The sequence below is a fragment of the Streptomyces eurocidicus genome (genome assembly GCF_002891295.1).
GTDB lineage: Bacteria > Actinomycetota > Actinomycetes > Streptomycetales > Streptomycetaceae > Streptomyces > Streptomyces eurocidicus.
Map to the genome: position 1 here is coordinate 691,956 of NZ_LGUI01000004.1, position 23,772 is coordinate 715,727.

At 72.7% G+C, this 23,772-nt stretch carries 24 protein-coding genes; 6 read left to right on the forward strand and 18 right to left on the reverse strand.

Going from position 1 to position 23,772, the window contains the following annotated elements:
- Positions 1–48 precede the first annotated feature (48 nt).
- The 7 genes from kdpC to AF335_RS16625 all read right to left on the reverse strand — a co-directional run bounded on the left by kdpC (position 49) and on the right by AF335_RS16625 (position 6,776).
- A complete protein-coding gene (kdpC, locus tag AF335_RS16595) occupies positions 49–696 on the reverse strand; it encodes a K(+)-transporting ATPase subunit C (protein ID WP_102919147.1) in 648 nt (215 codons plus the stop codon).
- A gap of 7 nt (positions 697–703) precedes the next feature.
- The gene (kdpB, locus tag AF335_RS16600) at positions 704–2,812 is read right to left on the reverse strand and encodes a potassium-transporting ATPase subunit KdpB (protein ID WP_102919148.1); all 2,109 of its coding nucleotides are present in this window, start codon (positions 2,810–2,812) and stop codon (positions 704–706) included.
- Positions 2,809–4,500: a potassium-transporting ATPase subunit KdpA gene (gene kdpA / locus AF335_RS16605; protein ID WP_102919149.1), complete on the reverse strand. Its 1,692-nt coding sequence runs from the start codon at positions 4,498–4,500 to the stop codon at positions 2,809–2,811. The genes kdpB and kdpA overlap by 4 nt, the downstream gene beginning before the upstream one ends.
- 8 nt (positions 4,501–4,508) lie before the next feature.
- Complete coding sequence (gene kdpF / locus AF335_RS16610; protein WP_087925864.1) at positions 4,509–4,598, reverse strand: K(+)-transporting ATPase subunit F; 90 nt, start codon at positions 4,596–4,598, stop codon at positions 4,509–4,511.
- A 303-nt stretch (positions 4,599–4,901) separates the two neighbouring features.
- A complete protein-coding gene (locus tag AF335_RS16615; protein ID WP_102919150.1) occupies positions 4,902–5,681 on the reverse strand; it encodes a DUF3710 domain-containing protein in 780 nt (259 codons plus the stop codon).
- Position 5,682: 1 nt separating this feature from the next.
- Positions 5,683–6,195 carry a dUTP diphosphatase gene (gene dut, locus AF335_RS16620; protein ID WP_102919151.1) on the reverse strand — a complete coding sequence of 171 codons (513 nt, stop codon included), beginning with the start codon at positions 6,193–6,195 and terminating at the stop codon, positions 5,683–5,685.
- Positions 6,192–6,776, reverse strand: coding sequence for a PaaI family thioesterase (locus tag AF335_RS16625; RefSeq protein WP_102919152.1), 585 nt, complete (start codon positions 6,774–6,776; stop codon positions 6,192–6,194). Before AF335_RS16625 ends, dut begins: the two co-directional genes overlap by 4 nt.
- A 59-nt stretch (positions 6,777–6,835) precedes the next feature.
- Between AF335_RS16625 and AF335_RS16630 the strand changes: the two genes are divergently transcribed.
- Positions 6,836–7,279 (forward strand): DUF3093 domain-containing protein, encoded by a 444-nt coding sequence (locus AF335_RS16630; RefSeq protein ID WP_102919153.1) that lies wholly within the window; start codon positions 6,836–6,838, stop codon positions 7,277–7,279.
- 19 nt (positions 7,280–7,298) lie between these two features.
- Here AF335_RS16630 and AF335_RS16635 read toward each other — a convergent pair whose 3' ends face one another.
- The 4 genes from AF335_RS16635 to AF335_RS16650 form a co-directional block, all read right to left on the reverse strand.
- A complete protein-coding gene (locus AF335_RS16635; RefSeq protein ID WP_102919154.1) occupies positions 7,299–8,087 on the reverse strand; it encodes a hypothetical protein in 789 nt (262 codons plus the stop codon).
- Between the two features lie 14 nt (positions 8,088–8,101).
- A complete protein-coding gene (locus AF335_RS16640) occupies positions 8,102–8,398 on the reverse strand; it encodes a DUF4193 domain-containing protein (RefSeq protein ID WP_087925870.1) in 297 nt (98 codons plus the stop codon).
- 398 nt (positions 8,399–8,796) lie between these two features.
- Complete coding sequence (locus AF335_RS16645; RefSeq protein WP_102919155.1) at positions 8,797–10,065, reverse strand: sensor histidine kinase; 1,269 nt, start codon at positions 10,063–10,065, stop codon at positions 8,797–8,799.
- 5 nt (positions 10,066–10,070) lie between these two features.
- Entirely contained in the window at positions 10,071–10,724 is a 654-nt protein-coding gene (locus AF335_RS16650) for a response regulator transcription factor (protein WP_087925872.1), read from the reverse strand.
- Positions 10,725–11,046: 322 nt separating this feature from the next.
- Here AF335_RS16650 and AF335_RS34675 point away from each other — a divergent pair, with 322 nt between their 5' ends.
- A complete protein-coding gene (locus AF335_RS34675) occupies positions 11,047–11,214 on the forward strand; it encodes a hypothetical protein (RefSeq protein ID WP_170127719.1) in 168 nt (55 codons plus the stop codon).
- Between the two features lie 113 nt (positions 11,215–11,327).
- Here AF335_RS34675 and AF335_RS16655 read toward each other — a convergent pair whose 3' ends face one another.
- Both AF335_RS16655 and AF335_RS16660 read right to left on the reverse strand, forming a co-directional pair.
- On the reverse strand, positions 11,328–12,128 hold the full coding sequence (locus AF335_RS16655; RefSeq protein ID WP_102919156.1) for an inositol monophosphatase family protein: 801 nt from the start codon (positions 12,126–12,128) through the stop codon (positions 11,328–11,330).
- A 14-nt stretch (positions 12,129–12,142) separates the two neighbouring features.
- Positions 12,143–13,306 carry a ferrochelatase gene (locus AF335_RS16660; RefSeq protein ID WP_102919157.1) on the reverse strand — a complete coding sequence of 388 codons (1,164 nt, stop codon included), beginning with the start codon at positions 13,304–13,306 and terminating at the stop codon, positions 12,143–12,145.
- Positions 13,307–13,493: 187 nt separating this feature from the next.
- Between AF335_RS16660 and AF335_RS16665 the strand changes: the two genes are divergently transcribed.
- Together AF335_RS16665 and AF335_RS16670 are read left to right on the forward strand one after the other, a co-directional pair.
- Positions 13,494–14,777, forward strand: coding sequence for an MFS transporter (locus AF335_RS16665; protein ID WP_102919158.1), 1,284 nt, complete (start codon positions 13,494–13,496; stop codon positions 14,775–14,777).
- Positions 14,725–16,056: a D-arabinono-1,4-lactone oxidase gene (locus AF335_RS16670; protein WP_102919159.1), complete on the forward strand. Its 1,332-nt coding sequence runs from the start codon at positions 14,725–14,727 to the stop codon at positions 16,054–16,056. Before AF335_RS16665 ends, AF335_RS16670 begins: the two co-directional genes overlap by 53 nt.
- Positions 16,057–16,244: 188 nt before the next feature.
- Here AF335_RS16670 and AF335_RS16675 read toward each other — a convergent pair whose 3' ends face one another.
- Positions 16,245–17,354: a hypothetical protein gene (locus AF335_RS16675; protein ID WP_102919160.1), complete on the reverse strand. Its 1,110-nt coding sequence runs from the start codon at positions 17,352–17,354 to the stop codon at positions 16,245–16,247.
- A 347-nt stretch (positions 17,355–17,701) separates the two neighbouring features.
- Here AF335_RS16675 and sepH point away from each other — a divergent pair, with 347 nt between their 5' ends.
- On the forward strand, positions 17,702–18,790 hold the full coding sequence (sepH, locus tag AF335_RS16680) for a septation protein SepH (protein WP_102919161.1): 1,089 nt from the start codon (positions 17,702–17,704) through the stop codon (positions 18,788–18,790).
- A gap of 465 nt (positions 18,791–19,255) precedes the next feature.
- Here sepH and AF335_RS16685 read toward each other — a convergent pair whose 3' ends face one another.
- Positions 19,256–20,101 (reverse strand): sulfurtransferase, encoded by an 846-nt coding sequence (locus AF335_RS16685; RefSeq protein WP_102919162.1) that lies wholly within the window; start codon positions 20,099–20,101, stop codon positions 19,256–19,258.
- Between the two features lie 271 nt (positions 20,102–20,372).
- Here AF335_RS16685 and AF335_RS16690 point away from each other — a divergent pair, with 271 nt between their 5' ends.
- Positions 20,373–21,176 carry a VOC family protein gene (locus AF335_RS16690; RefSeq protein WP_102919270.1) on the forward strand — a complete coding sequence of 268 codons (804 nt, stop codon included), beginning with the start codon at positions 20,373–20,375 and terminating at the stop codon, positions 21,174–21,176.
- On the opposite strand, the gene AF335_RS16695 is transcribed toward AF335_RS16690, so the two are convergent.
- The 3 genes from AF335_RS16695 to AF335_RS16705 form a co-directional block, all read right to left on the reverse strand.
- Positions 21,157–21,822, reverse strand: coding sequence for a thymidine kinase (locus tag AF335_RS16695; RefSeq protein ID WP_102919163.1), 666 nt, complete (start codon positions 21,820–21,822; stop codon positions 21,157–21,159). The two genes, AF335_RS16690 and AF335_RS16695, sit on opposite strands and share 20 nt — an antisense overlap.
- A 67-nt stretch (positions 21,823–21,889) precedes the next feature.
- Positions 21,890–23,104, reverse strand: a complete 1,215-nt coding sequence (locus AF335_RS16700; RefSeq protein ID WP_102919164.1) for an alkaline phosphatase family protein — start codon at positions 23,102–23,104, stop codon at positions 21,890–21,892.
- Positions 23,104–23,691: a DUF5998 family protein gene (locus tag AF335_RS16705; protein ID WP_087925882.1), complete on the reverse strand. Its 588-nt coding sequence runs from the start codon at positions 23,689–23,691 to the stop codon at positions 23,104–23,106. The genes AF335_RS16700 and AF335_RS16705 overlap by 1 nt, the downstream gene beginning before the upstream one ends.
- Positions 23,692–23,772: the final 81 nt, after the last annotated feature.

Here is a 23,772-nt window from a genome sequence, read left to right on the forward strand (position 1 = left end):
TTCCCGCGCGGGCGACTTCACGACGCCGCGCTGCGGACTCCGGCCGTCTCAGCCGTTGGCCAGCTCCCGGAGCGCGATGTTCAGTTTGAGGACGTTCACCCGCTCCTCGCCCATGAAGCCGAGGGCGCGGCCGTCCACATGCCGGTCGACCAGCTCGCGGACCTTCGCCGACGGCAGGTGGTTCGCCTTGGCGACGCGGTCGGCCTGGAGGCGGGCGTAGGCCGGGGAGATGTCGGGGTCGACGCCGGAGGCGGAGGCCGTGAGGGCGTCGACCGGGACCGACGACGGGCGGACGCCGTTGAAGGCGGCGACGTCGGCGCGGCGCTGCTCGACGTTGGCCAGCAGGACCTTGCTGTCGGCGGCGAGGTTGGACGGGCCCGAGACCAGCAGGGAGTACTTCGTGTTCTCCGTGTTGGCGCCGGCCGCCGACGGGCGGGGCTGGAAGTACTTCGGGTCGGGCAGCGGGTTGCCGTCCTTGTCCTTGGCGTCGAGGTTGTAGCTCTGGCCGAGGCGCTCGGAGCCCACGGACTTGCCGTTCACCTTCAGCTCGGAGCCGTTGGCCTTGCCGTGGAAGGCGACCTGGGCGATGCCCGTGACGACCAGCGGGTAGATCACGCCGCAGACCACCGTGAGGACCAGCAGGGCCCGCAGGCCCGCCGCCACCAGGCGGGCCGTACCGCTTACGGAAGTGTTCATGGAGAGGTCACCCGATGCCAGGGATGAGGGAGATGAGCAGGTCGATGATCTTGATGCCGATGAACGGGGAGATCAGGCCGCCCAGTCCGTAGATCAAGAGGTTGCGCCGGAGCATGCTGTCGGCGCTCATCGGGCGGTAGCGGACGCCCTTGAGGGCGAGCGGGACCAGGGCCACGATGATCAGGGCGTTGAAGATGACCGCCGACAGGATCGCCGACTCCGGCGACGTCAGGTTCATGATGTTGAGCTTGTCCAGGCCCGGGTAGGCCACCGCGAACATCGCCGGGATGATCGCGAAGTACTTCGCGACGTCGTTGGCGATCGAGAAGGTGGTGAGCGCGCCCCGGGTGATCAGGAGCTGCTTGCCGATCTCGACGATCTCGATGAGCTTGGTCGGGTTGGAGTCCAGGTCCACCATGTTCCCGGCCTCCTTGGCGGCCGAGGTACCGGTGTTCATGGCCACACCGACGTCCGCCTGGGCCAGCGCGGGCGCGTCGTTGGTGCCGTCACCCGTCATGGCGACGAGCTTGCCGCCCGCCTGCTCACGCTTGATGAGCGCCATCTTGTCCTCGGGCGTGGCCTCGGCCAGGAAGTCGTCGACGCCCGCCTCCTCCGCGATGGCCCTGGCCGTCAGCGGGTTGTCACCCGTGATCATGACGGTCTTGATGCCCATGGCGCGCAGCTCCTCGAAGCGCTCGCGCATGCCCTCCTTGACGACGTCCTTGAGGTGGATGACGCCCAGGACGCGGGCGCCCTTGTCGTCCTCCACGGCGACCAGCAGCGGGGTGCCGCCGGCCTGCGAGATGTCGTCGGTCAGCCGGGTGGCGTCCTCGGCGACCGTGCCGCCCTGCTCCTTGACCCAGGCGATGACCGAACCGGTCGCGCCCTTGCGGACCTTGCGGCCCGCCACGTCGACGCCGGACATCCGGGTCTGCGCCGTGAACGGCACCCACTCGGCGCCGGCCAGCTCGCTCCGGTGGCGCTCGTCCAGGCCGTACCTGCCCGTGGCGAGGACGACGATCGAGCGGCCCTCGGGCGTCTCGTCGGCGAGCGAGGAGAGCTGGGCGGCGTCCGCGACCTCGGCGTCCGTGGTGCCCTTGACGGGTACGAACTCCGAAGCCTGGCGGTTGCCGTAGGTGATGGTGCCGGTCTTGTCGAGCAGCAGCGTCGAGACGTCGCCCGCGGCCTCCACCGCGCGCCCGGACATCGCCAGGACGTTGCGCTGGACGAGCCGGTCCATGCCCGCGATGCCGATCGCGGAGAGCAGCGCGCCGATGGTGGTCGGGATGAGGCAGACCAGCAGGGCCGCCAGCACGATCATCGTCTGCTCGGCGCCCGCGTAGATCGCGAAGGGCTGGAGGGTGACGACGGCCAGCAGGAAGACGATGGTCAGCGAGGCGAGCAGGATGTTGAGCGCGATCTCGTTCGGCGTCTTCTGCCGGGCCGCGCCCTCGACCAGGTTGATCATCCGGTCGATGAAGGTCTCACCGGGCTTGGTGGTGATCTTGATGACGACGCGGTCGGAGAGGACCTTGGTGCCACCGGTGACCGCCGAGCGGTCGCCGCCGGACTCCCGGATGACCGGGGCCGACTCACCCGTGATCGCCGACTCGTCGACGGACGCGACGCCCTCGACGACATCGCCGTCACCGGGGATGATGTCGCCGGCCTCGCAGACGACGAGGTCGCCCACGCGCAGCTCGGTGCCGGGCACCGACTCCTCGGCCGAGCCGTTCAGCCGGCGCGCGACCGTGTCGGTCTTGGCCTTGCGCAGGGTGTCGGCCTGGGCCTTGCCGCGGCCCTCGGCGACGGCCTCGGCGAGGTTGGCGAACAGCACCGTCAGCCACAGCCACACCGTGATCGCCCAGCCGAACCAGGCGCCCGGGTCCTTGAGCGCCAGCCCGGTGGTCACCACCGAGCCCACCAGGACCACGAACATCACCGGGGACTTGACCATCACCCGGGGGTCGAGCTTGCGGAACGCGTCCGGCAGCGACTTCAGCAGCTGCGCGGGGTCGAAGAGGCCACCGGAGACGCGCCCGTGCTCCTCGGGGCCCTGCGGAGGCGTCGCCTCCGGCCCCTCCTGGGCGGTACGGACAGGGGTGGTCGTGCTCATGAGAGTCCCTCCGCCATCGGGCCAAGGGCCAGGGCCGGGAAGTAGGTCAAGCCGGTGATGATGAGGATCGCGCCGACGAGCAGGCCGGCGAAGAGCGGCTTCTCCGTGCGCAGGGTGCCCGCGGTCTCGGGCACGGGCTTCTGCTCGGCGAGCGAGCCCGCCAGCGCCAGCACGAACACCATCGGGACGAACCGGCCGAGCAGCATGGCGAGGCCGATCGTGGTGTTGTACCACTGGGTGTTGGCGTTGAGGCCGCCGAACGCGGAGCCGTTGTTGTTGGCACCGGAGGTGAAGGCGTAGAGGACCTCGGAGAAGCCATGGGCGCCGCTGCCGTTGACCGAGTTCTCCGCCGTGTTGAGGATGGAGTCCGGCGGGGTCGCCAGCGCCATGGACAGGGCCGTGAAGCCGAGCACCAGGGTCGGGGTGACCAGGATGTAGCAGGCGGCGAGCTTGATCTCGCGGGTGCCGATCTTCTTCCCGAGGTACTCGGGGGTCCGGCCGACCATCAGGCCCGCGATAAAGACCGCGATCACGGCCATCACGAGCATGCCGTACAGACCGGAGCCGACGCCGCCGGGCGCGATCTCGCCGAGCATCATGCCGAGCAGCGTGATGCCGCCGCCGAGGCCGGTGAGCGAGGAGTGGAAGCCGTCCACCGCGCCGGTCGAGGTCAGGGTGGTGGTGGTCGCGAAGATCGCGGTGCCGCCGACGCCGAAGCGCTGCTCCTTGCCCTCCATCGCGCCGCCCGCCGCCTGGAGCGCGGGGCCGTGGTGCGCGAACTCCGTCCACATCATCAGGGCCGTGAAGCCGAGCCAGATCAGGCCCATGGTCGCGAGGATCGCGTAGCCCTGCTTGACGTTGCCGACCAGCTTGCCGAAGGTCCGGGTCAGCGCGAAGGGGATGACCAGGATCAGGAAGATCTCGAACAGGTTGGTGAAGGCGTCCGGGTTCTCGAAGGGGTGGGCGGAGTTGGCGTTGAAGTAACCGCCACCGTTGGTGCCCAGCTCCTTGATGACCTCCTGCGAGGCGACGGCGCCGCCGTTCACCTGCTGGGTGCCGCCGGTGAGCTGCCCGATCTCGTGGATGCCGGCGAAGTTCTGGATCGCGCCGCAGGCGACGAGCACCAGCGCGCCGATCACGGAGATCGGGAGCAGCACACGGACGGTGCCGCGCACCAGGTCGGCCCAGAAGTTGCCGAGCTCGCCGGTGCGGGAGCGGGCGAAGCCCCGGACGAGCGCGACGGCCACGGCCATGCCGACGGCGGCCGAGACGAAGTTCTGCACGGCGAGGCCGAGCGTCTGGACGGCGTGGCCCATGGCCTGCTCGCCCGAGTACGACTGCCAGTTGGTGTTGGCGACGAACGAGGCGGCCGTGTTGAACGCCTGGTCCGGGCTGATCGCGGTGAAGCCCAGCGACAGCGAGTCCGGCAGCACGCCCTGGATCCGCTGGAGCAGGTAGAGGAAGAGAACGCCGGCCACCGAGAAGGCGAGGATGCCGCGCAGATAGGCGGGCCAGCGCATTTCGGCGTTCGGGTCGGCGCCGATGGAGCGGTATATCCACTTCTCGACGCGCAGGTGTTTCTCGGAGCTGTAGACGCGGGCCATGTAGTCGCCGAGCGGGCGGTACACCAGGGCCAGCGCCGCGACGAGCGCGGTGAGCTGGAGAACTCCGGAAAGGACGGGGCTCATGTCGGCGGTCAGAACCTCTCCGGGAAAACGAGGGCGAGGATCAGGTAGCCCAGCAGGGCGACGGCCACGACCAGGCCGACGACGTTCTCGGCGGTCACAGCTTCGTCACCCCCTTGGCGACGAGAGCCACCAGCGCGAAGACCGCGATCGTGGTGACGACGAAGGCCACGTCGGCCATCGTGTGCTCCTAGAGAGGTCGGATAGGAACGGACCTCCACAGCAAACCGCTCTTATCAACGTATGAGCGCCCCGTTGACGCCTCCCTTACGGCCATTAGCGCGCCCTTGACGGAATCCATACGGGCACCTCCCGGACCTGCGAAAACGCCGCTGGGCCGCGACCCCGGAAGGGGGTCACGGCCCAGCGGAACGGCGTAATCCAGCCGTTTGACGAGCGTTTTCTCAGCGGATCTCGGAGATCTCCGGACCGCGCTCCAGCCGCTCCACGCCACCGGCGAAGCGGGAGCCCTCGGAGTCGTCCTGCTGGAGGCCCTCGGCCACCATCTGGGCGTCGTCCGGCAGCTTCAGCACGATCGGGTCGCGCGGCGCCATCGGGGAGTCGCCGCGCACGACGACGGTGTCCTTGAAGATCTGCTCCAGCAGGCCGGCGGTCTGCGGCTGCACCGCGCCCTGGCCGGAGATCACCCCGCGCAGGAACCAGCGCGGGCCGTCGCAGCCGACGAAGCGGACGAGCTGCACGCCCTGGGTGCCGTCCGGCAGCGCCACCGGCACCTGGGCCCGCAGCTCCCAGCCGAGCGGGCCCTGCGTCTCGTCGACGACACCGCCCTGCTGGGTGATGCCCGAGGCGATCTCCTCGCGCACCTCGTGCCAGATGCCCTCGCGCTTGGGGGCGGCGAACGCCTGGAGCTGCACGGCGCTGTCGCGCAGCACGACCGTCGCGGCGACGATCGCGTCGCCGGCGACCTCGACCCGCAGCTCCATGCCCTCGACCCCGGGCACGAACAGTCCACCGAGGTCGACCCGGCCCTCGCCGGCCTCCCGCACCTCGGAGAGGTCCCACGGCCCGTCGGGGCGCGGTTCCGGCTCCAGCCGGACCCGGCTCGCGGCCGCGGTGTCCGTCACGGACTCGTCGGCGAGGGTGTCCTCTGCCGACTCATCGGAGGTCACGTCGTCGATGTGATCGACGGCGTCCTCGCTGCGCTTGCGGCGACGACCGAACACGTCACTGTCCTTCCCGGTCGCTGGCGACCGAAGCGAATCCATTCCCCACGGCAGCGTGGCCACCGGTGGACCCGAAGCCCCCTTCGGCCCGTGCCGAGCCCGGAAGCTCCGCCACCTCGTGGAAGCGGACCTTCTCGACCTGCTGGACGACCAGTTGGGCGATGCGGTCGAACCTCTCGAACCGGACGGTCTCCCGCGGGTCCAGATTGACCACGATCACCTTGATCTCTCCACGGTACCCGGCATCGATGGTCCCCGGGGCATTCACCATGGAGACCCCGCACCTGGCGGCGAGACCCGAACGCGGGTGCACGAACGCGGCGTACCCGTCGGGCAGCGCGATGGAGATCCCGGTGGGCAGGACCAGCCGCTCCCCCGGGGGCAGCTCGGCGGCCTCGGTGGTGACCAGGTCGCAGCCGGCGTCGCCGGGGTGCCCGTAGGCCGGGATGGGGACCTCGGGGTCCACCCGGCGGATCAGCACGTCGACGGGCGCGCCGCTGGGCGCATGACTCATGGGTTCACCTCAAAAGCTCGCGCGACCTTCACCTGGTCGGGGTCGGCCAGGGCGGCCTGGATCTCGGCGGGACGGCCGTTCTCGATAAAGTGGTCGATCTTGACCTCGATGAACACCGCCGACGCGCGCACCGCGACGGGGCCCTCGGGACCGCCGATCCGGCCGGTGGCCGTGGCGTAGATCTTACGGCCGTGCACGGCGTGCACGGCGGCGTCCAGGTGCAGCACGGTGCCCACCGGTACGGGCTGTACGTAGTCGGTCTCCAGCCGGCCGGTCACCGCGATCACCCGCAGCAGCCAGCCCAGCGAGCCCAGCGTCTCGTCCAGCGCGGTGGCCAGCACTCCGCCGTGCGCGAGGCCGGGGGCGCCCTGGTGCGCCTCCTTGACGCGGAACTCCGCGGTGACGCTCACGCCCTCGCCCGCCCGCGCTTCCAGGTGCAGTCCGTGCGGGACGCCTCCGCCGCATCCGAAGCAGTGTTCGTAATGCGACCCGATGACCTCTCCGGGCGCGGGCGCGTCGGGGTGCCGCACCGGCGGCTCGGCCCCGTCCGGCGGCGCCAGCGCTGTCGTTCTTCCACTCACAGGGGCTGACCTTACCCGCGACGGCCGGGCCCGGTCCCGTCCGTGTCAAGCTTGGGCCCATGCAGGGTTACGAAGAACGCCTCACCGCGCCCCGTTCCTGGTGGTTCGTCGCGGTTCTGGTCGGGATCGCCATGGGGCTGATCATGCTGCCGCTGGGACCTGTTCCGATGATCGGCGGGCTCATCGGCGGCGGCGCGCTGGCCGCGGTGGCCGTGAGCTCCTACGGGTCGGTGCGGATCCGCGTGGTCGGCGGCGATCTGGTGGCGGGCGACGCGCGGATCCCGGTCGAGGCGCTGGGGCGGGCGGACGTCCTGGACGCGGCGGAGGCCCTGGCCTGGCGCACGCACAAGGCCGACCCCCGCGCGTTCATGCTGCTGCGCGGCTATGTGCCCACCGCGGTGCGGATCGAGATCACCGATCCGGCCGACCCGACGCCGTACGTCTATCTCTCCACACGCTCTCCCGAGCGCCTGACGGCCGCTCTGGCGGCCGTACGGACCTGAGCGAGCCCCGGGGGCCGCCTCAGGGCGTCCCGGGCGGCAGGGCGTCCCAGGACACCTGCTTGCGGCGCAGGTCCTTGCGGACCTTCTCGGCGAGCTTCCGGGTGTCCCTGCGGTTCATCACCGCGCCGACGGCGGCGCCCACCATGAACGGCGCGAGGCTCGGCAGATTGCGGACCGTGCGCTTGAGGATCTGCTGGCGCAGTTCGCGCTTCAGCTGGCCGCCCAGGGCGGCGTTGACGGAGGTGGGGGCGGTGACGTCGATGCCCCGCTCGTCCGCCCAGGCGGCGAGGTAGGCCGTGGCCCGCTGCCGGGCGCTGCCCGGGGCCCGTACGCCGTAGACCTCGTGCAGCTCGGCGATGAGCTTGAACTCCACGGTGGCCACACCGATGATCTCGGCGGCCAGTTCGGCCGGCATGGCCGGCGGGACCGGCATCATCGCCGCGGCGCCGACGCCGGCGCCGACGGTGGACGTGCCGTTGGCGGCGCCGGTCACCAGCTTGTCCGCGAGCTCCTCCGGGCCGAGGCCGGGAAACTGCTCGCGCAGGGTCGCGAGGTCGCGCACCGGGACGCGCGGGGCGGTCGCGATGATCCGGTCGACGACGGCGGTCAGGCCCGCCCGCGCCCCCCGGCCGCCCATCCTGGCGCCGTGGCCGACCGCCGCGGCGAGCGAGGCCGTGCGGCCCCGCTCGACGCCGGTGCCGGCCACGGCCCCGGCAGTGTCGTCCTGCCGCGCGGCGTCACCGGTCGGCCCGCTGGTCAGCTCGGGCCGGCGGGAACGCCGCTTCCGGAACGGGGTCGAGCCTGCCATGGCAGACCCGGTCCTCAGTCGCAGTCGCGGCAGATCGGCTGGCCGTTCTTCTCGCGGGCCAGCTGGCTGCGGTGGTGCACGAGGAAGCAGCTCATGCACGTGAACTCGTCGGCCTGCCGAGGCAGGACCCGGACGGACAGCTCCTCGTTGGAGAGGTCCGCGCCGGGCAGCTCCAGGCCCTCGGCGGCCTCGAAGTCGTCGACGTCGACCGTCGAAGCCGACTTGTCGTTCCGCCGTGCCTTCAGTTCCTCGATGCTGTCCTCGTTGACGTCATCGTCGGTCTTGCGTGGGGTGTCGTAGTCCGTTGCCATGTCGCTCTCCCCCTCTGGGTGTCTGCGGTGTCTCCAGCGCACGTAACGCGTGAGAGGCCGGACTTGTGCCCGACCTGAGGCGGAGATTTTGCCTCACATCAAGGTCTGTTACTCAATCGACACCCAACCGCACACCTGAAGAGGTGATGGGGTTGGGTGGCGAACCGGACCGTACACGGTCCGAAAGCCGCATGCGGATACGCCATCCCGTGTACTTCCCGTGATCAGGACCAATGGAAACCCCCATTTTCCCGGCGTTCCGCCGGTCCCGTCGATCACGGAGAGTGGATGGCCTGAAGTTTGCGCATGTGAGCGATCACACACGCCTACAGCAAGGGTCGGACCGTGAAAATTCCGCCCAAAGCGAACCCGCAGCCGCCCTATTCTCGCAGAATCTGTCAGGTGGGCAGTACCACTCTCATGATCAATCCGCCCCCCTCGCGTGATTCGGCCGTGATCCGGCCGCCGTGGGCGCGCGCCACGGAGCGCACGATCGACAGTCCGAGGCCCACCCCCTTGTCGCTCCCGGTGCGCTCCGTGCGCAGCCGGCGGAACGGCTCGAAGATGTTGTCCAGCTCGTACGCCGGGACGACCGGCCCGGTGTTCTCGACCACCAGCAGGGCGTGGCCCGGCATGGCCTGGGTGGTGACCTCCACCCAGCCGTCGTCCGTGTTGTAGCGCACGGCGTTCTGCACCAGGTTCAGCGCGATGCGCTCCAGGAGCACGCCGTTGCCCTGGACCACCGCGGGCTCCCGGGTGCCCCGCAGCTCCACGCCCTTGCCCTGCGCCTCCGCACGGGCCTGGTCCAGCGCCCTGGAGGCCACCTCGGCGAGGTCCACGGGCTTGCGGTCCACGATCTCGTTGTCGCTCCTGGCGAGCAGCAGCAGGCCCTCCACGAGCTGCTCGCTGCGCTCGTTGGTGGCCAGCAGCGTCTTGCCCAGCTGCTGGAGCTCCACCGGGGCCCCCGGATCGGAGAGGTGGACCTCCAGCAGCGTGCGGTTGATCGCCAGTGGGGTCCGCAGCTCGTGCGAGGCGTTGGCCACGAAGCGCTGCTGCGCGGTGAAGGCCCGCTCCAGCCGGTCGAGCATCTCGTCGAAGGTGTCCGAGAGCTCCTTCAACTCGTCCTCCGGCCCACCCAGTTCGATCCGCCGGGAGAGGTCCGTGGCGGCGACCCGGCGGGCGGTGCGGGTCATCCTGCCCAGGGGCGAGAGGACCCGGCCGGCCATCGCGTAGCCGAAGGCGAAGGCGATCACGGCGAGGCCGAGGAGGGCGAGGAGGGAGCGCTTGAGCAGGCCGTCGAGGGCCACGGCGCGCTGGTGCTCCATGCAGCGGCGCAGGCCGCTCATGAAGACGTCGCTGTCGTTGGTCGAGGTCAGGTACCCGCAGGTGCCGCTCGTCTCGACCCGCGCGTTGACGATCCGGAACGGCAGCTCGTTGCCCTGGCTCAGGGCGCTCGCCGCCAGCAGGTAGATGATCGTCAGCAGCAGCACCCCGGCCATCAGGAACATCCCGCCGTACAGCAGCGTGAGGCGTATCCGGATGGTCGGGCGCAGCCAGGGGAACGGCCGCACGACCGGCTGGCGGGGGTCCCAGCTGGGCTTGGGCGGCGTGGGCCGGGAGCCGGCCGGCGGGGCCGGGGCGGCGGAGGCGGGGGGTGTGGAGGGCAAGGGGATCAGATCCGGTATCCCGAGCCGGGCACGGTCACGATGACCGGCGGCTCGCCGAGCTTGCGGCGCAGGGTCATGACGGTGACCCTGACGACGTTGGTGAACGGGTCGGTGTTCTCGTCCCACGCCTTCTCCAGCAGCTGCTCGGCCGAGACGACGGCGCCCTCGCTGCGCATGAGGACCTCCAGGACGGCGAACTCCTTCGGCGCGAGCTGGACCTCACGGCCCTCGCGGAAGACCTCGCGGCGGTTGGGGTCGAGCTTGATGCCGGCCCGCTCCAGGACCGGGGGCAGGGCCACGGTCGTACGGCGGCCGAGGGCCCGGACGCGGGCGGTCAGCTCGCTGAAGGCGAAGGGCTTGGGGAGGTAGTCGTCCGCGCCGATCTCCAGGCCCTCCACGCGGTCGCTGACGTCGCCGGAGGCGGTCAGCATCAGCACCCGGGTGGGCATGCCGAGCTCGACGACCTTGCGGCAGACGTCGTCGCCGTGGACGACGGGCAGGTCACGGTCGAGCACGATGACGTCGTAGTCGTTGACGGCGATGCGCTCCAGGGCCGCGGCCCCGTCGTACACGACGTCGACGGCCATGGCCTCCCGGCGCAGTCCGGTGGCGACGGCATCTGCGAGCAGCTGCTCGTCCTCGACGACGAGTACGCGCACGGCGTTCTTCCTTCCCTTTGAGCCCTGGGGGCACATGATGAGACCCGGTTCCCGGGTATATCCATCCTGCCTGCAACGCCGGTAAACCGGCCGTAAGGGGCTCCTGGCAGCCAGTGAGCATCGGGTTCCGGCGAGATTCCGGATTGGCGTGTGGCGGCAGGTTTCCGCGCGGAGCACGGTGGGGAAGACGTCTGCACACCCGCGATCACACCGGCCCTGGCGGCCGCACGCCGTGTGCCACCCGCCCTCCGGGCCCGGTCGTGATCGTTTCGCCGTCGGCACACCCCCGTGCCATCGACCCACGACGAGGGGGCGCAGCACCATGGACGCGTTCACCGCTGGCATTCTGCAGCGCATAGAGACCACCCGGTCCGACCTGGACCAGGCCCGTAGGTCGGGCGACGAATTCCTCGCCGAGGTGGAGCAGGCCGCACTGGACGATCTGCACCGCCTGGCCGCCGAACACGGCGTCCAGGTCACGGCCGCTTAGGCCGTAAGGGGCCGATCCACGCAGCGGAGCGCCCCCGTGCCGGTCGGCACGGGGGCGCTCTGTGCGCTCTGTGCGGCCGCCTCGCGACCTGCCGGGCCCGCCGGGGTCCCGGTCTAGTCCCGCCAGGCCCCGAGCTCGTCCAGGCGGGCCTGGAGGGGTTCGAAGAGGCCGGGCGGGGCGGCCACGGTGAGCTCGCCCGATTCCGCTTCGCCGGGGCGGCCGCCGGTCAGGGCGCCCGCCTCCCGGGCGATGAGGGCGCCGGCCGCGTGGTCCCAGGGGTTGAGGCCCCGCTCGTAGTAGCCGTCGAGCCGGCCGCAGGCCACGTCGCAGAGGTCGATGGCGGCCGAACCGCCGCGCCGGATGTCCCGCACCTCGGGCAGCAGCGCCCGCAGCACCTCGGCCTGGGCGGCCCGGCGCTCGGTGAGGTAGCCGAAGCCCGTGCCGATCAGGGCCTGGCCGAAGGCGGGCGCGGGCCGGACCGTCAGCGGCAGGTCGCCGGCGAAGGCGCCCCCGCCGCGGACCGCGCGGTACGTCTCGCCGCGTACGGGGGCGGCGACCACGCCTACGGCCGTCTCGCCGTCGATCTCGGCGGCGATGGAGACGGCCCAGGAGGGCAGCCCGTACAGATAGTTGACCGTGCCATCGATCGGATCGACGACCCAGCGCACTCCGCTGGTGCCGGCGGTGCTGGCGCCCTCCTCGCCCAGCACCCCGTCGGCGGGGCGGCGCTCGGCCAGGAAGTCGGTGATCAGCTTCTCGGCGGCGAGGTCCATCTCGGTGACGACGTCGATCGGGCTGGTCTTGGTGGCGGCCACGCCCAGGTCGGCCGGGCGGCCGTCGCGCAGCAGCGCGCCCGCGCGGGCGGCGGCCTCCAGGGCGACGGAGAGGAGTTCGGCCTTCAGGGGGTCGGTCATGGTGCGGGGGCTCCTCAGGCGTACGGGCTGTCGGCGCCGGCGGCGGCCGGGCGGGGGGCCCGGGCCGGGCAGCAGCCGACGGGGCAGAGGTCGTGCGAGGGGCCGAGGGCGCCGAGGGCGCAGCGCCCGGGCCGCTCGCCGCGCTCGGTGGCGGCGCGCTCCAGGACCAGCTCGCGGACGGCGGCGGCGAAGCGCGGGTCGGCGCCGACCGTGGCGGCGCGGGCGACCGGCAGTCCGAGGTCGGCGGCCTTGGCGGTGGCCTCGGTGTCGAGGTCGTACTTGACCTCCATGTGGTCCGAGACGAAGCCGATGGGGACCATGACGACGGCGGGGACGCCCTCGCCGTGCAGGGTCTCCAGGTGCTCGCAGATGTCGGGCTCCAGCCAGGGGATGTGCGGGGCGCCGCTGCGGGACTGGTAGACGAGCCGCCAGGGGCGGTCGGCGCCGGTCTCCTCGCGGACCGCCTCGGCGACCGTCCGGGCGACGTCGAGGTGCTCGGCGACGTAGGCGCCGCCGTCGCCGTGGCCCTCGGCGGGCCCGGAGGAGTCCGCGGCGGCCGTGGGGATGGAGTGTGTGGTGAAGGCCAGGTGGGCGCCGGCCCGTACGTCCTCGGGCAGCTCGGCGAGCGCGGCGAGCGTCGCGTCGACCATGGGTCGGACGAAGCCGGGGTGGTTGAAGTAGTGCCGCAGCTTGTCGACGCGCGGCGGGGTCAGGCCCTCGGCCTCCAGGGCGGCGAGGGCGTCCGCGAGGTTCTCGCGGTACTGCCGGCAGCCGGAGTAGGAGGCGTAGGCGCTGGTGGCCAGGGTCAGGACGCGGCGGTGGCCGGCGGCCGTCAGCTCGCGCAGGGTGTCGGTCAGGTACGGCGCCCAGTTGCGGTTGCCCCAGTGGACCGGCAGGTCGAGGCCGTGCTCGGCGAAGTCCTCGCGCAGCGCGCCGAGCAGCTCGCGGTTCTGGTCGTTGATCGGGCTGACGCCGCCGAAGAGGAAGTAGTGCTGCCCGACCTCCTTGAGCCGCTCGCGGGGGATGCCGCGCCCCCGGGTGACGTTCTCCAGGAACGGGACGACGTCGTCCGGGCCTTCGGGGCCGCCGAAGGAGAGCAGCAACAGGGCGTCGTACGGCGCGGCTGCCGACGGGGGTGCCTGCTGGTCTGCTGGCTTGTCTGCTGTCTGGTCCGACATGCGTCCGATCCTGCCACCCTGTCCTGACGGGCAGGAAATGGCCGTGCGTAGGACGCGCGTACGCACGTAAGCTGTATCGGCCACTTACAGCCCTTACGGACGTCCCGTCGCCGCTCGTGCCCCGCCCGGCCCCCACGCCGTGCCGTCCCGCCCGCCCGTCCCCCTCCCGAGCCTCCTGGCGGTCCTCTTGCCCAGCTCCTACCGCGACATATTCGCCGTCCCCGGCGCCAGGGGCTTCTCCGCCGCCGGCCTCATCGGCCGGATGCCGCTGTCCATGCTCGGCATCGGCATCGTCACGATGATCTCCCAGCTCACCGGCCGGTACGGGCTGGCCGGCGCGCTCTCCGCGGCGCTGGCCGTCTCGGCCGCCGTGCTCGGCCCGCAGGTGTCCCGGCTCGTCGACCGGCACGGACAGCGCCGGGTGCTGCGCCCGGCGATGCTGATCGCCGTGGTCTCGGTGGCGGGGCTGGTGCTCAGCGCCCAGCAGCGCTGGCCGGACTGGACCCTGTTCGTCTTCGCGGCCTGCGCGGGCAGCACGCCCAGCGTGGGGTCGATGGTGCGAGCCCGCTGGGCGGCGGTCTACGGCGGCACCCGCGAGCTGCACACGGCCTACGCCTTCGAGTCCGTCGTCGACGAGGTGTGCTTCATCTTCGGGCCGATCCTGTCGATCGGGCTGTCCACGGCCTGGTTCCCGGAGGCCGGACCGCTGCTGGCCGCCGCCTTCCTCGCGGCCGGGGTCTGGTGGCTGACGGCACAGCGCGGCACCGAGCCCGCCCCGCACCCCCGCGGGCAGCACACGGGGGGCTCCGCGCTGCGCTCGCGCCCCCTCCAGGTGCTGGTGGCGACCTTCGTCGCGATGGGCGCGATCTTCGGCACGATCGACGTGGTGACGGTCGCCTTCGCCGAGGACGAGGGCCACAAGGCGATGGCGAGCCTGGTGCTCGCCGTGTACGCGCTGGGCTCCTGCCTGGCCGGCGCGATCTTCGGGCTGCTCCACCTCAAGAGCGATATGGCGCTCCGCTGGCTCCTGGGCGTGAGTGCGATGGCCGTGAGTATGATCCCCCTCCAACTGGTCGGGAGCCTGCCGCTCCTGGCCGTGGCGCTCTTCGTCGCGGGCCTGTCCATCGCGCCGACCATGGTGACGACGATGGCCCTCGTCGAACAGCACGTACCGCGCGCGAAGCTGACCGAGGGCATGACCTGGACGAGCACCGGGCTCGCGGTCGGCGTGGCGCTGGGGTCGTCGGCCGCCGGCTGGGCGGTCGACGCCGCGGGGCCCGAGGCGGGGTACGGGGTGGCCGGCGTGGCGGGGGTGCTCGCGGCGGCGGTCGCGTTCCTGGGATACCGCCGGCTCCGGGAGCCGGCGCCGCAGCGGCCCGGCCCGTCCGCGCCGCAGGCAAGGGGAGGGGCTGGGGCGGATGGCGGAGACGACGACCGCGACGGGAAGCGGGACAAGGGGCGCGTGGCGTAACTGGGCGGGGAACGTCACCGCCCGGCCCGCGCGGACCGTGGCACCCGCGAGCACGGCGGAACTGGCGGCGGCGGTGGCCCGGGCCGCGTCGGACGGGTTACGGGTCAAGGCCGTCGGCTCGGGCCACTCCTTCACCGCGGCGGCCGCCACCGACGGCCTGCTGGTCCGCCCCGACCGCCTCACCGGCGTCCGGGACGTCGACCGGCGCGCCGGGACGGTGACGGTGGCCGCCGGCACCACGCTGCGGCGGCTCAACACGGAGCTGGCCGCGCGGGGCCTGTCGCTGGCCAACATGGGCGACATCATGGAGCAGACCGTCTCCGGGGCCGTCAGCACCGGCACCCATGGCACGGGACGGGACTCGGCCTCACTGTCCGCCCAGGTCAGAGCCCTGGAGCTGGTGACCGCCGACGGCCGTGCGCTCCGCTGTTCGGCGCGGGAGCACCCCGAGGTCTTCGCGGCGGCCCGGCTGGGGCTGGGCGCGCTGGGCGTGATCAGCGAGCTCACCTTCGCGGTGGAGCCGTCGTTCCTGCTCAGGGCCTGCGAGGAGCCCATGGCGCTGGACCGGGTGACGGCCGAGTTCGATCAGCTCGTGGCCGAGAACGAGCACTTCGAGTTCTTCTGGTTCCCCCACACCTCCGGCTGTGTCACCAAGCGCAACAACCGCAGCGCGGGCCCCGCGGCTCCGCCCGGCCGAATAGGCGCCTGGGTCGAGGACGAGCTGGTCTCCAACGGTCTCTTCCAGGCCGTCTGCACGGCCGGCCGCGCCGTGCCCGCGGCCGTGCCGGGCCTGGCCCGGGTCGCCGGCCGCGCCCTGTCCGCCCGCACCTACACCGACGTCGCCTACAAGGTCTTCACCAGCCCGCGCCGGGTCCGCTTCGTGGAGATGGAGTACGCCCTGCCGCGCGAGACCGCGCTGGCGGCGCTGGCCGAGCTCAAGGCGATGATCGAACGCTCCCGGCTGCGGATCGGGTTCCCGGTGGAGGTACGGATCGCGCCGGCCGACGACATCCCGCTGTCCACCGGGCAGGGCCGGGAGACGGCCTATCTCGCGGTGCACATGTACCGGGGCGCGCCCTATCGCGCGTACTTCGCGGCGGCGGAGCGGATCATGACGGCGCACGGGGGGCGGCCGCACTGGGGGAAGCTGCACGGGCGCGACGCGGAGTATCTGGCCGGGGTGTATCCGCGGTTCGGGGAGTTCATGGCGGTGCGGGATCGGGTGGATCCCGGGCGGGTGTTCGGGAACGAGTATCTGCGGCGGGTGCTGGGCGGGTGAGCGGGTGGGGGGCGGGGGTGGGGTGCCGCTGCGCGGGGCTTTTTCCCCTACCCGCCCCTTCCCGTAACCGGGGCTGACGCCCCGGGCCCCTTTCCGCGCTCCGCGCGGTGTCCTCAAACGCCGGACGGGCTGAAAATCAGCCCGTCCGGCGTTTGAGGACATTCGAGAAAGGGCGGGGCGGGTCCCCGTTATGAGACCGGGGTCTGCTTGCCCGTTGTGGCGGCGCCCGCCGCCGCGTTCTGCTCCGGCGGCTTCGGCGTGCTCTGGCCGCCACTCGTGCCCTGCCCGCCGGTCGTCGTCCCGCCGTCGGTCTTGCCGCCGTCGGAACCCCCCTTGCCGCTGTCGGGCGACTGCCCGCCCCCGGAGGGGTTCGGCTTCGGGGACGGCGAGGAGCCGCCCGTGGACGGGTCCACCGGGTCCGGGGACGTGGACGGGTCCGGCGACCGCTTGCCCGGGTCGCCGCCCGGCTCGGACGTACCGGGGTCCGGCGCGCCGCCGTCCCGGTCCTTGCCGCTCTCCCGGCCGCCGCCCTGCTCCGTGCCCCGCTCGGGTCCGGGGTCCTGCTTCTTGCCCGAGTTCCCGCCCCCGCCGGTCAGGATCTGGTTGACGGACGTGCCCTTGCCGCCGTCGGCGGTCTTGCCGCTGACCAGTTCGACGGCGGTCACCGTGCCCATGGCCAGGACGAAGATCGCGGCGGCGGCCAGCAGCGGGCGCTTGTAGCCGCGCCACCGCGTGCCGTGCGTGATGCCGGACGTGTACTCGTCATCGAACGGGGCAGCCGTGCCGTCATGACCATCGGAGTGCGGATCGGCGTGCGGGGTGGAATTCGCTCCCGCGTGTGCGCCGTTTCGCTCCGGCGGATGATCCACGCTGCGCAACAGCTGGGTCGCGTCGGCGGCGGGCCGTGCGGCGGCCGGGTCGACGCCGGGGAGCAGCCGCGTGGCGTCCGCGTCACCCACCTGGCCCAACAGCTGGGTGCGATCCCACGCGGGGCCGCCACGCCCGACCGCGCGACCCGCGTCCCGGACCGGGACCTGCCGCATCTTCGGCCGTGCGGCCTGGGTCGTCGCCTCTCTGAGCTGCTCGCCCGTGCGTTTGAACAAGTGCTGGAAGATCGTGCCGCCCGACGTGGCCACGACACTGACGACGCCGGCACCGATGACGGTGCCGTACACCCCGAGCTTGCCGGCGAGCAGAGCGGCGATCACCGCCGCCAGGGCGCTGCCGGCGACCTGCGCGACGCTCAGTTCCAGACGCTTGTTCTTCTGTTTTGCCTCGCTTTCGCCTTTGCCGTCCATCTCCTGCCTCTGTTAGCTCTTCGGTCCCTCTTGCAGCTAGAAGAGACATTCGAGCGTAACGAACAGTTCCGATTCGGGCGATTGTGTGAACCTCGACACCCGGACAACAGCCGTCCGTGTCGGTGGCTCCCGACCAACTCCCTTCTCCCGCGTGAACTTCGATGGCGCGCCGATCCACCCCCCCGTGGCCCGAATGGAGTACTGTGGCGAGCCCTGGCCCGGTGTCCCGTCCGGCTGCCCGGACCCAACGGGAGGGATCCAGGCGGCTCTCGCCCCGTCAACTCGGCAATGTTGTGGCAGGCTGCACCCGGGCAGGCCACACTCGACTAGCGGAAGCAGCGACGCAGGTGACGTCGGCAGGCACCACCCGGGAGGTCCCCATGCCCGAACTGCGTGTCGTGGCCGTCTCCAACGACGGCACACGGCTGGTGCTCAAGGCTGCGGACAGCACGGAGTACACCCTTCCCATCGACGAACGGTTGCGTGCGGCCGTACGTAACGACCGTGCTCGCCTGGGCCAGATCGAGATCGAGGTGGAGAGCCATCTCCGCCCCCGTGACATCCAGGCACGTATACGCGCAGGCGCCTCCGCCGAGGAGGTCGCCCAGCTCGCGGGCATCCCCGTGGAGCGCGTCCGCAGGTTCGAGGGCCCGGTGCTCGCCGAGCGCGCGTTCATGGCCGAGCGCGCCCGTAAGACCCCCGTGCGCCGCCCCGGCGAGAACACCGGCCCCCCGCTCGGCGAGTCCGTGGCGGAGCGGCTGGTGCTGCGCGGCGCCGAGAAGGACAGCGCGCAGTGGGACTCCTGGCGGCGCGACGACGGCACCTGGGAGGTCCTGCTCGTCTACCGCGCGGCAGGTGAGCCGCGTGCCGCCAGCTGGAGCTTCGACCCGCCGAGGCGGATCGTCCAGGCGATGGACGACGAGGCCCGGGCGCTCATCGGCGAGACCGACGACACGCCCGAGCCGAGCTTCCCCTTCGTGCCGCGCATCGCCCGGCTGCCCCGGGACAGGCCGCTGGACCGCAGCCAGGACCGGACTGCCGACAGGCAGTCCGGCGCGCCCACCGGCTCCGACGAGGACGCGGGCGCCGCGACGGCGGAGGCGTCCAAGGAGCGGGATTCGCTGACGAGCCTGCTGGAGGCCGTGCCCAGCTTCCGCGGTGACATGGTCGTGCCCGAGCCGCCCTCGGTGGCCCCGGTGCCGGCCGAGGAGCCGGGCGAGGAGGCGGAGGCCGTCGAACCGCCGGCCCCCGCGGCCAGCGCGGGCGCGGCGTACGCCGATGTGCTGATGCCGCGGTCCGTGGCCGGTCACCGCGACCGGCTGACCGGGACGACGGACCGTCAGGCGGAGGCGGACGGCGTCCGGCCGGGCCGCCGGGCGGCGGTGCCCAGCTGGGACGAGATCGTCTTCGGCACACGCCGGAAAAAACAGGAATGACGAGAAGAAGAGAAGAGAAGTAACCATCCGTCACGCCCCGGCCGGGACGTGACGGACGGCTGCCGGGCCCTGTCGGCAGGCGCCCGGCCCACCCGGATCCGGCCACCGCTCCCCGGCCCGTAGCTCCCGGACCGGGTCCACGCCGTGACGGCGGGGCGGATGAACCGGCGGACCGCGTACTCCGGGAATCCGGGGCCCGGCGGACTCACCTACCCGCTCCAGCCGGACCAGGCCCACGCCCGCCACGACCGGACAGGCGCACCTGCGGAGCACGCGCTCCAGCGTCCCGGGGCCCGGCGGGCTCCCCTGCCCGCCCCTCCCGGACCAGGCCCACGCCCGCCACGACCGGACAGGACGAACCGGCTGACCGCGCACCCCAGGAACCCCGGTCCCGGCCGAGTTACCCCGCCCGCCCCACCCGGACCAGGCCCACAACCCGCCCCCCAGGACCCCGCCCCGCCCCGCTCAGCCCGGCAGGGCCCCCGTGGCCACCGGGCGGGACGTGTCCGCCGACCACTCGCTCCAGGAGCCCACGTAGAGGGCCGCCGGAGTGCCCGCCACCGTCAGGGCCAGCACCTCATGGGCCCCGGAGACGCCCGAGCCGCAGTAGACGCCCACCTCCGGGCCCGGCTCCCCCGCCGCCCCGAGCTCCGCGAACCGCGCGGCGAGCTCCTTCGCGGGCCGGAAGCGTCCGTCCTCGCCGACGTTCTCGGTGGTCGGCGCCGAGACCGCGCCCGGGATGTGCCCGCCGACCCGGTCGATCGGCTCGACCTCGCCGCGGTACCGCTCCCCGGCCCGCGCGTCCAGCAGCAGCCCCCGCCGGGCCAGCGCCGCCGCGCCGTCCGCGTCGAGCAGCGGCAGCGCCCCGGGCTCCGGGGTGAAGTCGCCCTCCGCCACGGCAGGCACCTCCGTGGTCAGCGCCCCGCCGCGCGCGGTCCACTCCGCCAGCCCGCCGTCGAGGACCCGTACGTCCCCGTGCCCGGCCCAGCGCAGCAGCCACCAGGCGCGGGCGGCGGCCCAGCCCTGCCCGCCGTCGTACACGACGACCGTGCGGTCCCGGCGGACCCCGGCCCGCCGCATGGCGGCCCCGAACTCCCCGGGGTCCGGCAGCGGGTGCCGGCCGCCGCCCTCCCCCGCCGGACCGGCGAGCTCGGTGTCGAGGTCCACATAGACCGCGCCCGGCACGTGCCCGGCCTCGTACGCCGGCCGGCCGGGCGGGCCGCCGAGCTGCCAGCGGACGTCCAGCAGGGTCGGCGGCCGCTCGCCGGCCGCCGCGTTCATGAGTTCGACTGCGGTGATGAGTGGGGTCATGACCCCATCCTGGCGTACCGGGCATTGGGCCGAACGGTCCTCTGGCCAGACCGCACACAGTCGATCGATACTGGACCGCCATGACATCGGAGCGGGACCGAAAGGCGAATCCGGGCATTCTCCTGCGGGAACCCGTGAAACCCGGCGCGGCCGGGGGGCGCGCCACGGCCGGTGGTGCAAACATCTCCACGTGCCCCGTCCCGTACCACCCGCGCGCCGCGTGCCGGTGCGGGACGCGCGGCCACCCCGATGGTCCGAGGAGAGAATGACGATGACCGAGGTTTGGGGGTCTCCCCAGAGCGATACCGGGGAGGCTCGGCACACCCCCGGCACCCCGTGCTGGACGAGCCTGCTGGCGCACGACCTGGAATCGATCAAGGACTTCTACAGCGGCCTGTTCGGCTGGGCCTACTACAGCCCGGGCCCCCGCCAGCTGGGCCCGTACGTGCGTGCCACCCTCGACGGCCGGGACGTCGCGGGGCTCGGTGAGCTGACGCCCGGCCGCCGGCTACCGACCGTCTGGACCACATATCTCGCCAGTGACGACGCCGACGAGGCGGCGGAGTGGATCCGCTGCTGCGGCGGCACGGTCGGGGTGGGGCCGCTGGCCGCGGAGGACGCGGGGCGGCTGGTGATCGCCTCCGATCCGGCCGGGGCGCCGTTCGGCGTGTGGCAGGGGCAGCGGATGCCCGGGGCCCAGCTGAGCGGGGTGCCGGGCACCCCGGTCTGGCACGAGCTGGTGACCCGGCGGACGGCCACGGTCGTCAAGTTCTACCAGGCGCTGTTCGGCTATCAGACCAAGCGGGCGGAGACGCCGGACACCGACCACCTCACGCTGCACCTGGACGGCCGGCCGGTCGCCGGGATGCGCGGCGTCGGGGCCGAGCTGCCCCGGGAGCGGGGCCCGCACTGGATGACGTACTTCGAGGTGGCAGACGCCGAGGCCGCCGCGGCGCGGGTGACCGGGCTGGGCGGCCGGGTGCTGCTGCCCCCGCGGCAGGGGCCGGGCGGCGACGAGACCACCGTCGCGGACCCGGAGGGGGCCGTGTTCACGCTCAGGCGGTCGGCTCGCTGACGGGGTCCACGGGCAGCACGTCGGGCGACAGGGCCGCGGCGCGAGCCGCCGCCGCGGTCAGCCGGCGCCGGTGGTGACGGCGGCACAGCACCTCGTAACCCACCACGGTCTCCGGCTGGTTGACGTCGCCGACGACGACCTGCGCGCCCTCGACGACCATCTGTCCGCCGACCGTGCGGGCGTTGTGGGTGGCCCGCGCGCCGCACCAGCAGAGCGCCTCGACCTGGAGCACCTCTATCCGGTCGGCCAGCTCGACCAGGCGCTGGGAGCCGGGAAAGAGCCTGGTGCGGAAGTCGGTGGTGATGCCGAAGGCGAAGACGTCGAGCTCGAGGTCGTCGACGATGCGGGCCAGCTGGTCGATCTGCTCCGCGGTGAGGAACTGCGCCTCGTCGGCGATGACGTAGTCGGCACGGCCGCCGGCGGAGACATGGGCGACGATGTGCGCGTAGAAGTCGAACCCCTCGCCCGCCTCGACGGAGTCGGTGACCAGGCCGAGCCGGGAGGAGAGCTTCCCCTCGCCCGCGCGGTCGTTGCGGGTGTAGATCATCCCTTGCAGGCCGCGGGCGGAACGGTTGTGTTCGATCTGCAGAGCGAGGGTGCTCTTTCCGCAGTCCATGGTTCCGGAGAAGAACACCAGCTCGGGCATGGGGAAGCCAATGCCTTTCATACGTCGTCGGGTGGGGGGCGGGTGGGGCGGTAGAGGCGTGGGTGGCTCAGGACCGGACTTCGAGGAGCGGCACCAGTTGCTCCACGGGGGTCATGGAGCCGTGCAGGCCGACCATCCGGGACTCGTTGGGCTCGGTCTCGGTGGCGACGATCGCGATGTCGTCGCGGGCCGCGGCGACCACGTCGCCGATCCGGCCGTACACCCGGTCGTCCACGCCGTCGCCGGGCCGGCCGAACCAGCCCGCCTCGATGGCCTCGTCGCGCCCGGCGACCCACATCTGCTCGCCGAGCACCTCGCGCCAGACGGCCAGGACGTCGCCGGCCGCGCCGGGCACGGCGTAGACGTGGCGGGCGCGGGCCTCGCCGCCGAGGAGGGCGACGCCGGCCCGCAGCTCCCAGTCCTCGTCGAAGTCGATGCGCGACTCGGGGTCGAACGGGATGTCGATCATGCCGTGGTCGGCGGTGACGTAGAGCACCGAGCGGGGCGGCAGCTGTTCGGCGAGGCGCTGGGCCAGCCGGTCGACGTACATCAGCTGACCGCGCCAGTCGTCGGAGTCGACGCCGAAGCGGTGCCCCTTGCCGTCGAGGTCGCTGTAGTAGGTGTAGACGAGCGAGCGGTCGGCGGCGCCGAGCCGGTCGGCGGCGAGGTCCATGCGGTCCTCGCCGGAGAGCCGGCCGTGGAAGGTGCCGCCGCTGAGCGCGATCTTCGTCAGCGGGGTGTGCTGGAAGTCGGGCGCGGAGACCTGGCAGGTGTGCACGCCCGCGGCGTCCGCGAGCTGGAAGACCGTGGGGTAGGGCTGCCAGACGTGCGGGTCGGTCCACGGGCGCCAGCGCAGCTGGTTCATCAGCGCGCCGGTCGCCGGGTCGGCGACGGTGTAGCCGGGCAGGCCGTGGGCGCCCGGCGGCAGGCCGGTGCCGACGGAGGCCAGCGAGGTCGCGGTGGTGGACGGGAAGCCCGCGGTCATCGGTTCGCCGGTGCCGTTCAGGGAACCGGCCATCAGCGAGTGCAGGAACGGCGCCTCGGCGGGGTGGGCGCGCAGCTGCTCCCAGCCCATGCCGTCGACCAGGAAGACGCAGACCCGGTCGGCGGGGGCCAGCTCCAGGCCGGTGGAGAGGCCGGGGACGCCCATGCCGGAGGCGACGGCGGGCAGCAGGTCGGCCAGCGAGCCGGTGCCGTAGCGCGGGAGGGGGGCGGAGCGGGGGTCGAGCGGGGCCGGGTCGGACCAGGAGGACGGGCCGCCCGAGGTCAGCGGGTAGGACATCAGCGGCCGGTCGCCGCGGTCGCCTCGGAGAGCGCCTGGGCGAAGGCGAGGGCCTGCCGGACGGTGTCCGGGCCGTCGCCCGCCTCGCTGACCCGCAGGCTCAGGTCGTCCGCGGTGGCGGAGCCGGTGTAGCCGTGGTCGGCGTCGCAGTTGGGGTCGCCGCAGGCGGCGGGCTCCAGGTCGATCCGGGAGACCGCGCCCCAGCCGATGGTGAGGACGACCTCGCGGGGCAGGGTGCCCGGGGTGTACGCCTCGGGGTTGGCGACGACGCGGCTGAGCACCACCGAGGAGATCCGGTCGAGCTTCACGGACTCGGTGGAGGTGGTGGCGTACGGGGACGGGGAGGTGCCGTCGGCCGCCTGCTCGTCGGTGTGGCTGACGATGAAACGGTTGCCCGTGAGGACGAGGACCGTCACATGGCGGCGCACCTCGTTGGAGTCGAACGTCGTCTCCTGGTGCACGAGGTACGACACGACCGGCTCCCCGCCCACGGCGGCCTCCACCGCCTCGGCCACGAGGGCCGGGTAGTAGCCGCTGCGCTCGATCGCCGCGCGCAGCCCTTGGGTCGTCGTACCGGTCTTCGCCATACGCCCATCCTACGGGGCGTACGGGGTCTGCCCGTGCGTGCCCGCACGGACGGACGGCGGAGCCCCGGGGGTCGCACGGGG

Coding starts and splice junctions, on each gene's coding strand:
- AF335_RS16690 (WP_102919270.1), top strand. CDS start 20,373: ATGACCGAGGTTTGGGGGTCTCCCCAGAGCGATACCGGGGAGGCTCGG.
- AF335_RS16655 (WP_102919156.1), bottom strand. CDS start 12,128: ATGACCGACCCCCTGAAGGCCGAACTCCTCTCCGTCGCCCTGGAGGCC.
- AF335_RS16705 (WP_087925882.1), bottom strand. CDS start 23,691: ATGGCGAAGACCGGTACGACGACCCAAGGGCTGCGCGCGGCGATCGAG.
- AF335_RS16660 (WP_102919157.1), bottom strand. CDS start 13,306: ATGTCGGACCAGACAGCAGACAAGCCAGCAGACCAGCAGGCACCCCCG.
- AF335_RS16630 (WP_102919153.1), top strand. CDS start 6,836: ATGCAGGGTTACGAAGAACGCCTCACCGCGCCCCGTTCCTGGTGGTTC.
- AF335_RS16685 (WP_102919162.1), bottom strand. CDS start 20,101: ATGACCCCACTCATCACCGCAGTCGAACTCATGAACGCGGCGGCCGGC.
- AF335_RS16675 (WP_102919160.1), bottom strand. CDS start 17,354: ATGGACGGCAAAGGCGAAAGCGAGGCAAAACAGAAGAACAAGCGTCTG.
- AF335_RS16640 (WP_087925870.1), bottom strand. CDS start 8,398: ATGGCAACGGACTACGACACCCCACGCAAGACCGACGATGACGTCAAC.
- AF335_RS16700 (WP_102919164.1), bottom strand. CDS start 23,104: ATGTCCTACCCGCTGACCTCGGGCGGCCCGTCCTCCTGGTCCGACCCG.
- kdpC (WP_102919147.1), bottom strand. CDS start 696: ATGAACACTTCCGTAAGCGGTACGGCCCGCCTGGTGGCGGCGGGCCTG.
- AF335_RS16635 (WP_102919154.1), bottom strand. CDS start 8,087: ATGGCAGGCTCGACCCCGTTCCGGAAGCGGCGTTCCCGCCGGCCCGAG.
- dut (WP_102919151.1), bottom strand. CDS start 6,195: ATGAGTCATGCGCCCAGCGGCGCGCCCGTCGACGTGCTGATCCGCCGG.
- kdpB (WP_102919148.1), bottom strand. CDS start 2,812: ATGAGCACGACCACCCCTGTCCGTACCGCCCAGGAGGGGCCGGAGGCG.
- AF335_RS34675 (WP_170127719.1), top strand. CDS start 11,047: ATGGACGCGTTCACCGCTGGCATTCTGCAGCGCATAGAGACCACCCGG.
- AF335_RS16670 (WP_102919159.1), top strand. CDS start 14,725: ATGGCGGAGACGACGACCGCGACGGGAAGCGGGACAAGGGGCGCGTGG.
- kdpA (WP_102919149.1), bottom strand. CDS start 4,500: ATGAGCCCCGTCCTTTCCGGAGTTCTCCAGCTCACCGCGCTCGTCGCG.
- AF335_RS16695 (WP_102919163.1), bottom strand. CDS start 21,822: ATGCCCGAGCTGGTGTTCTTCTCCGGAACCATGGACTGCGGAAAGAGC.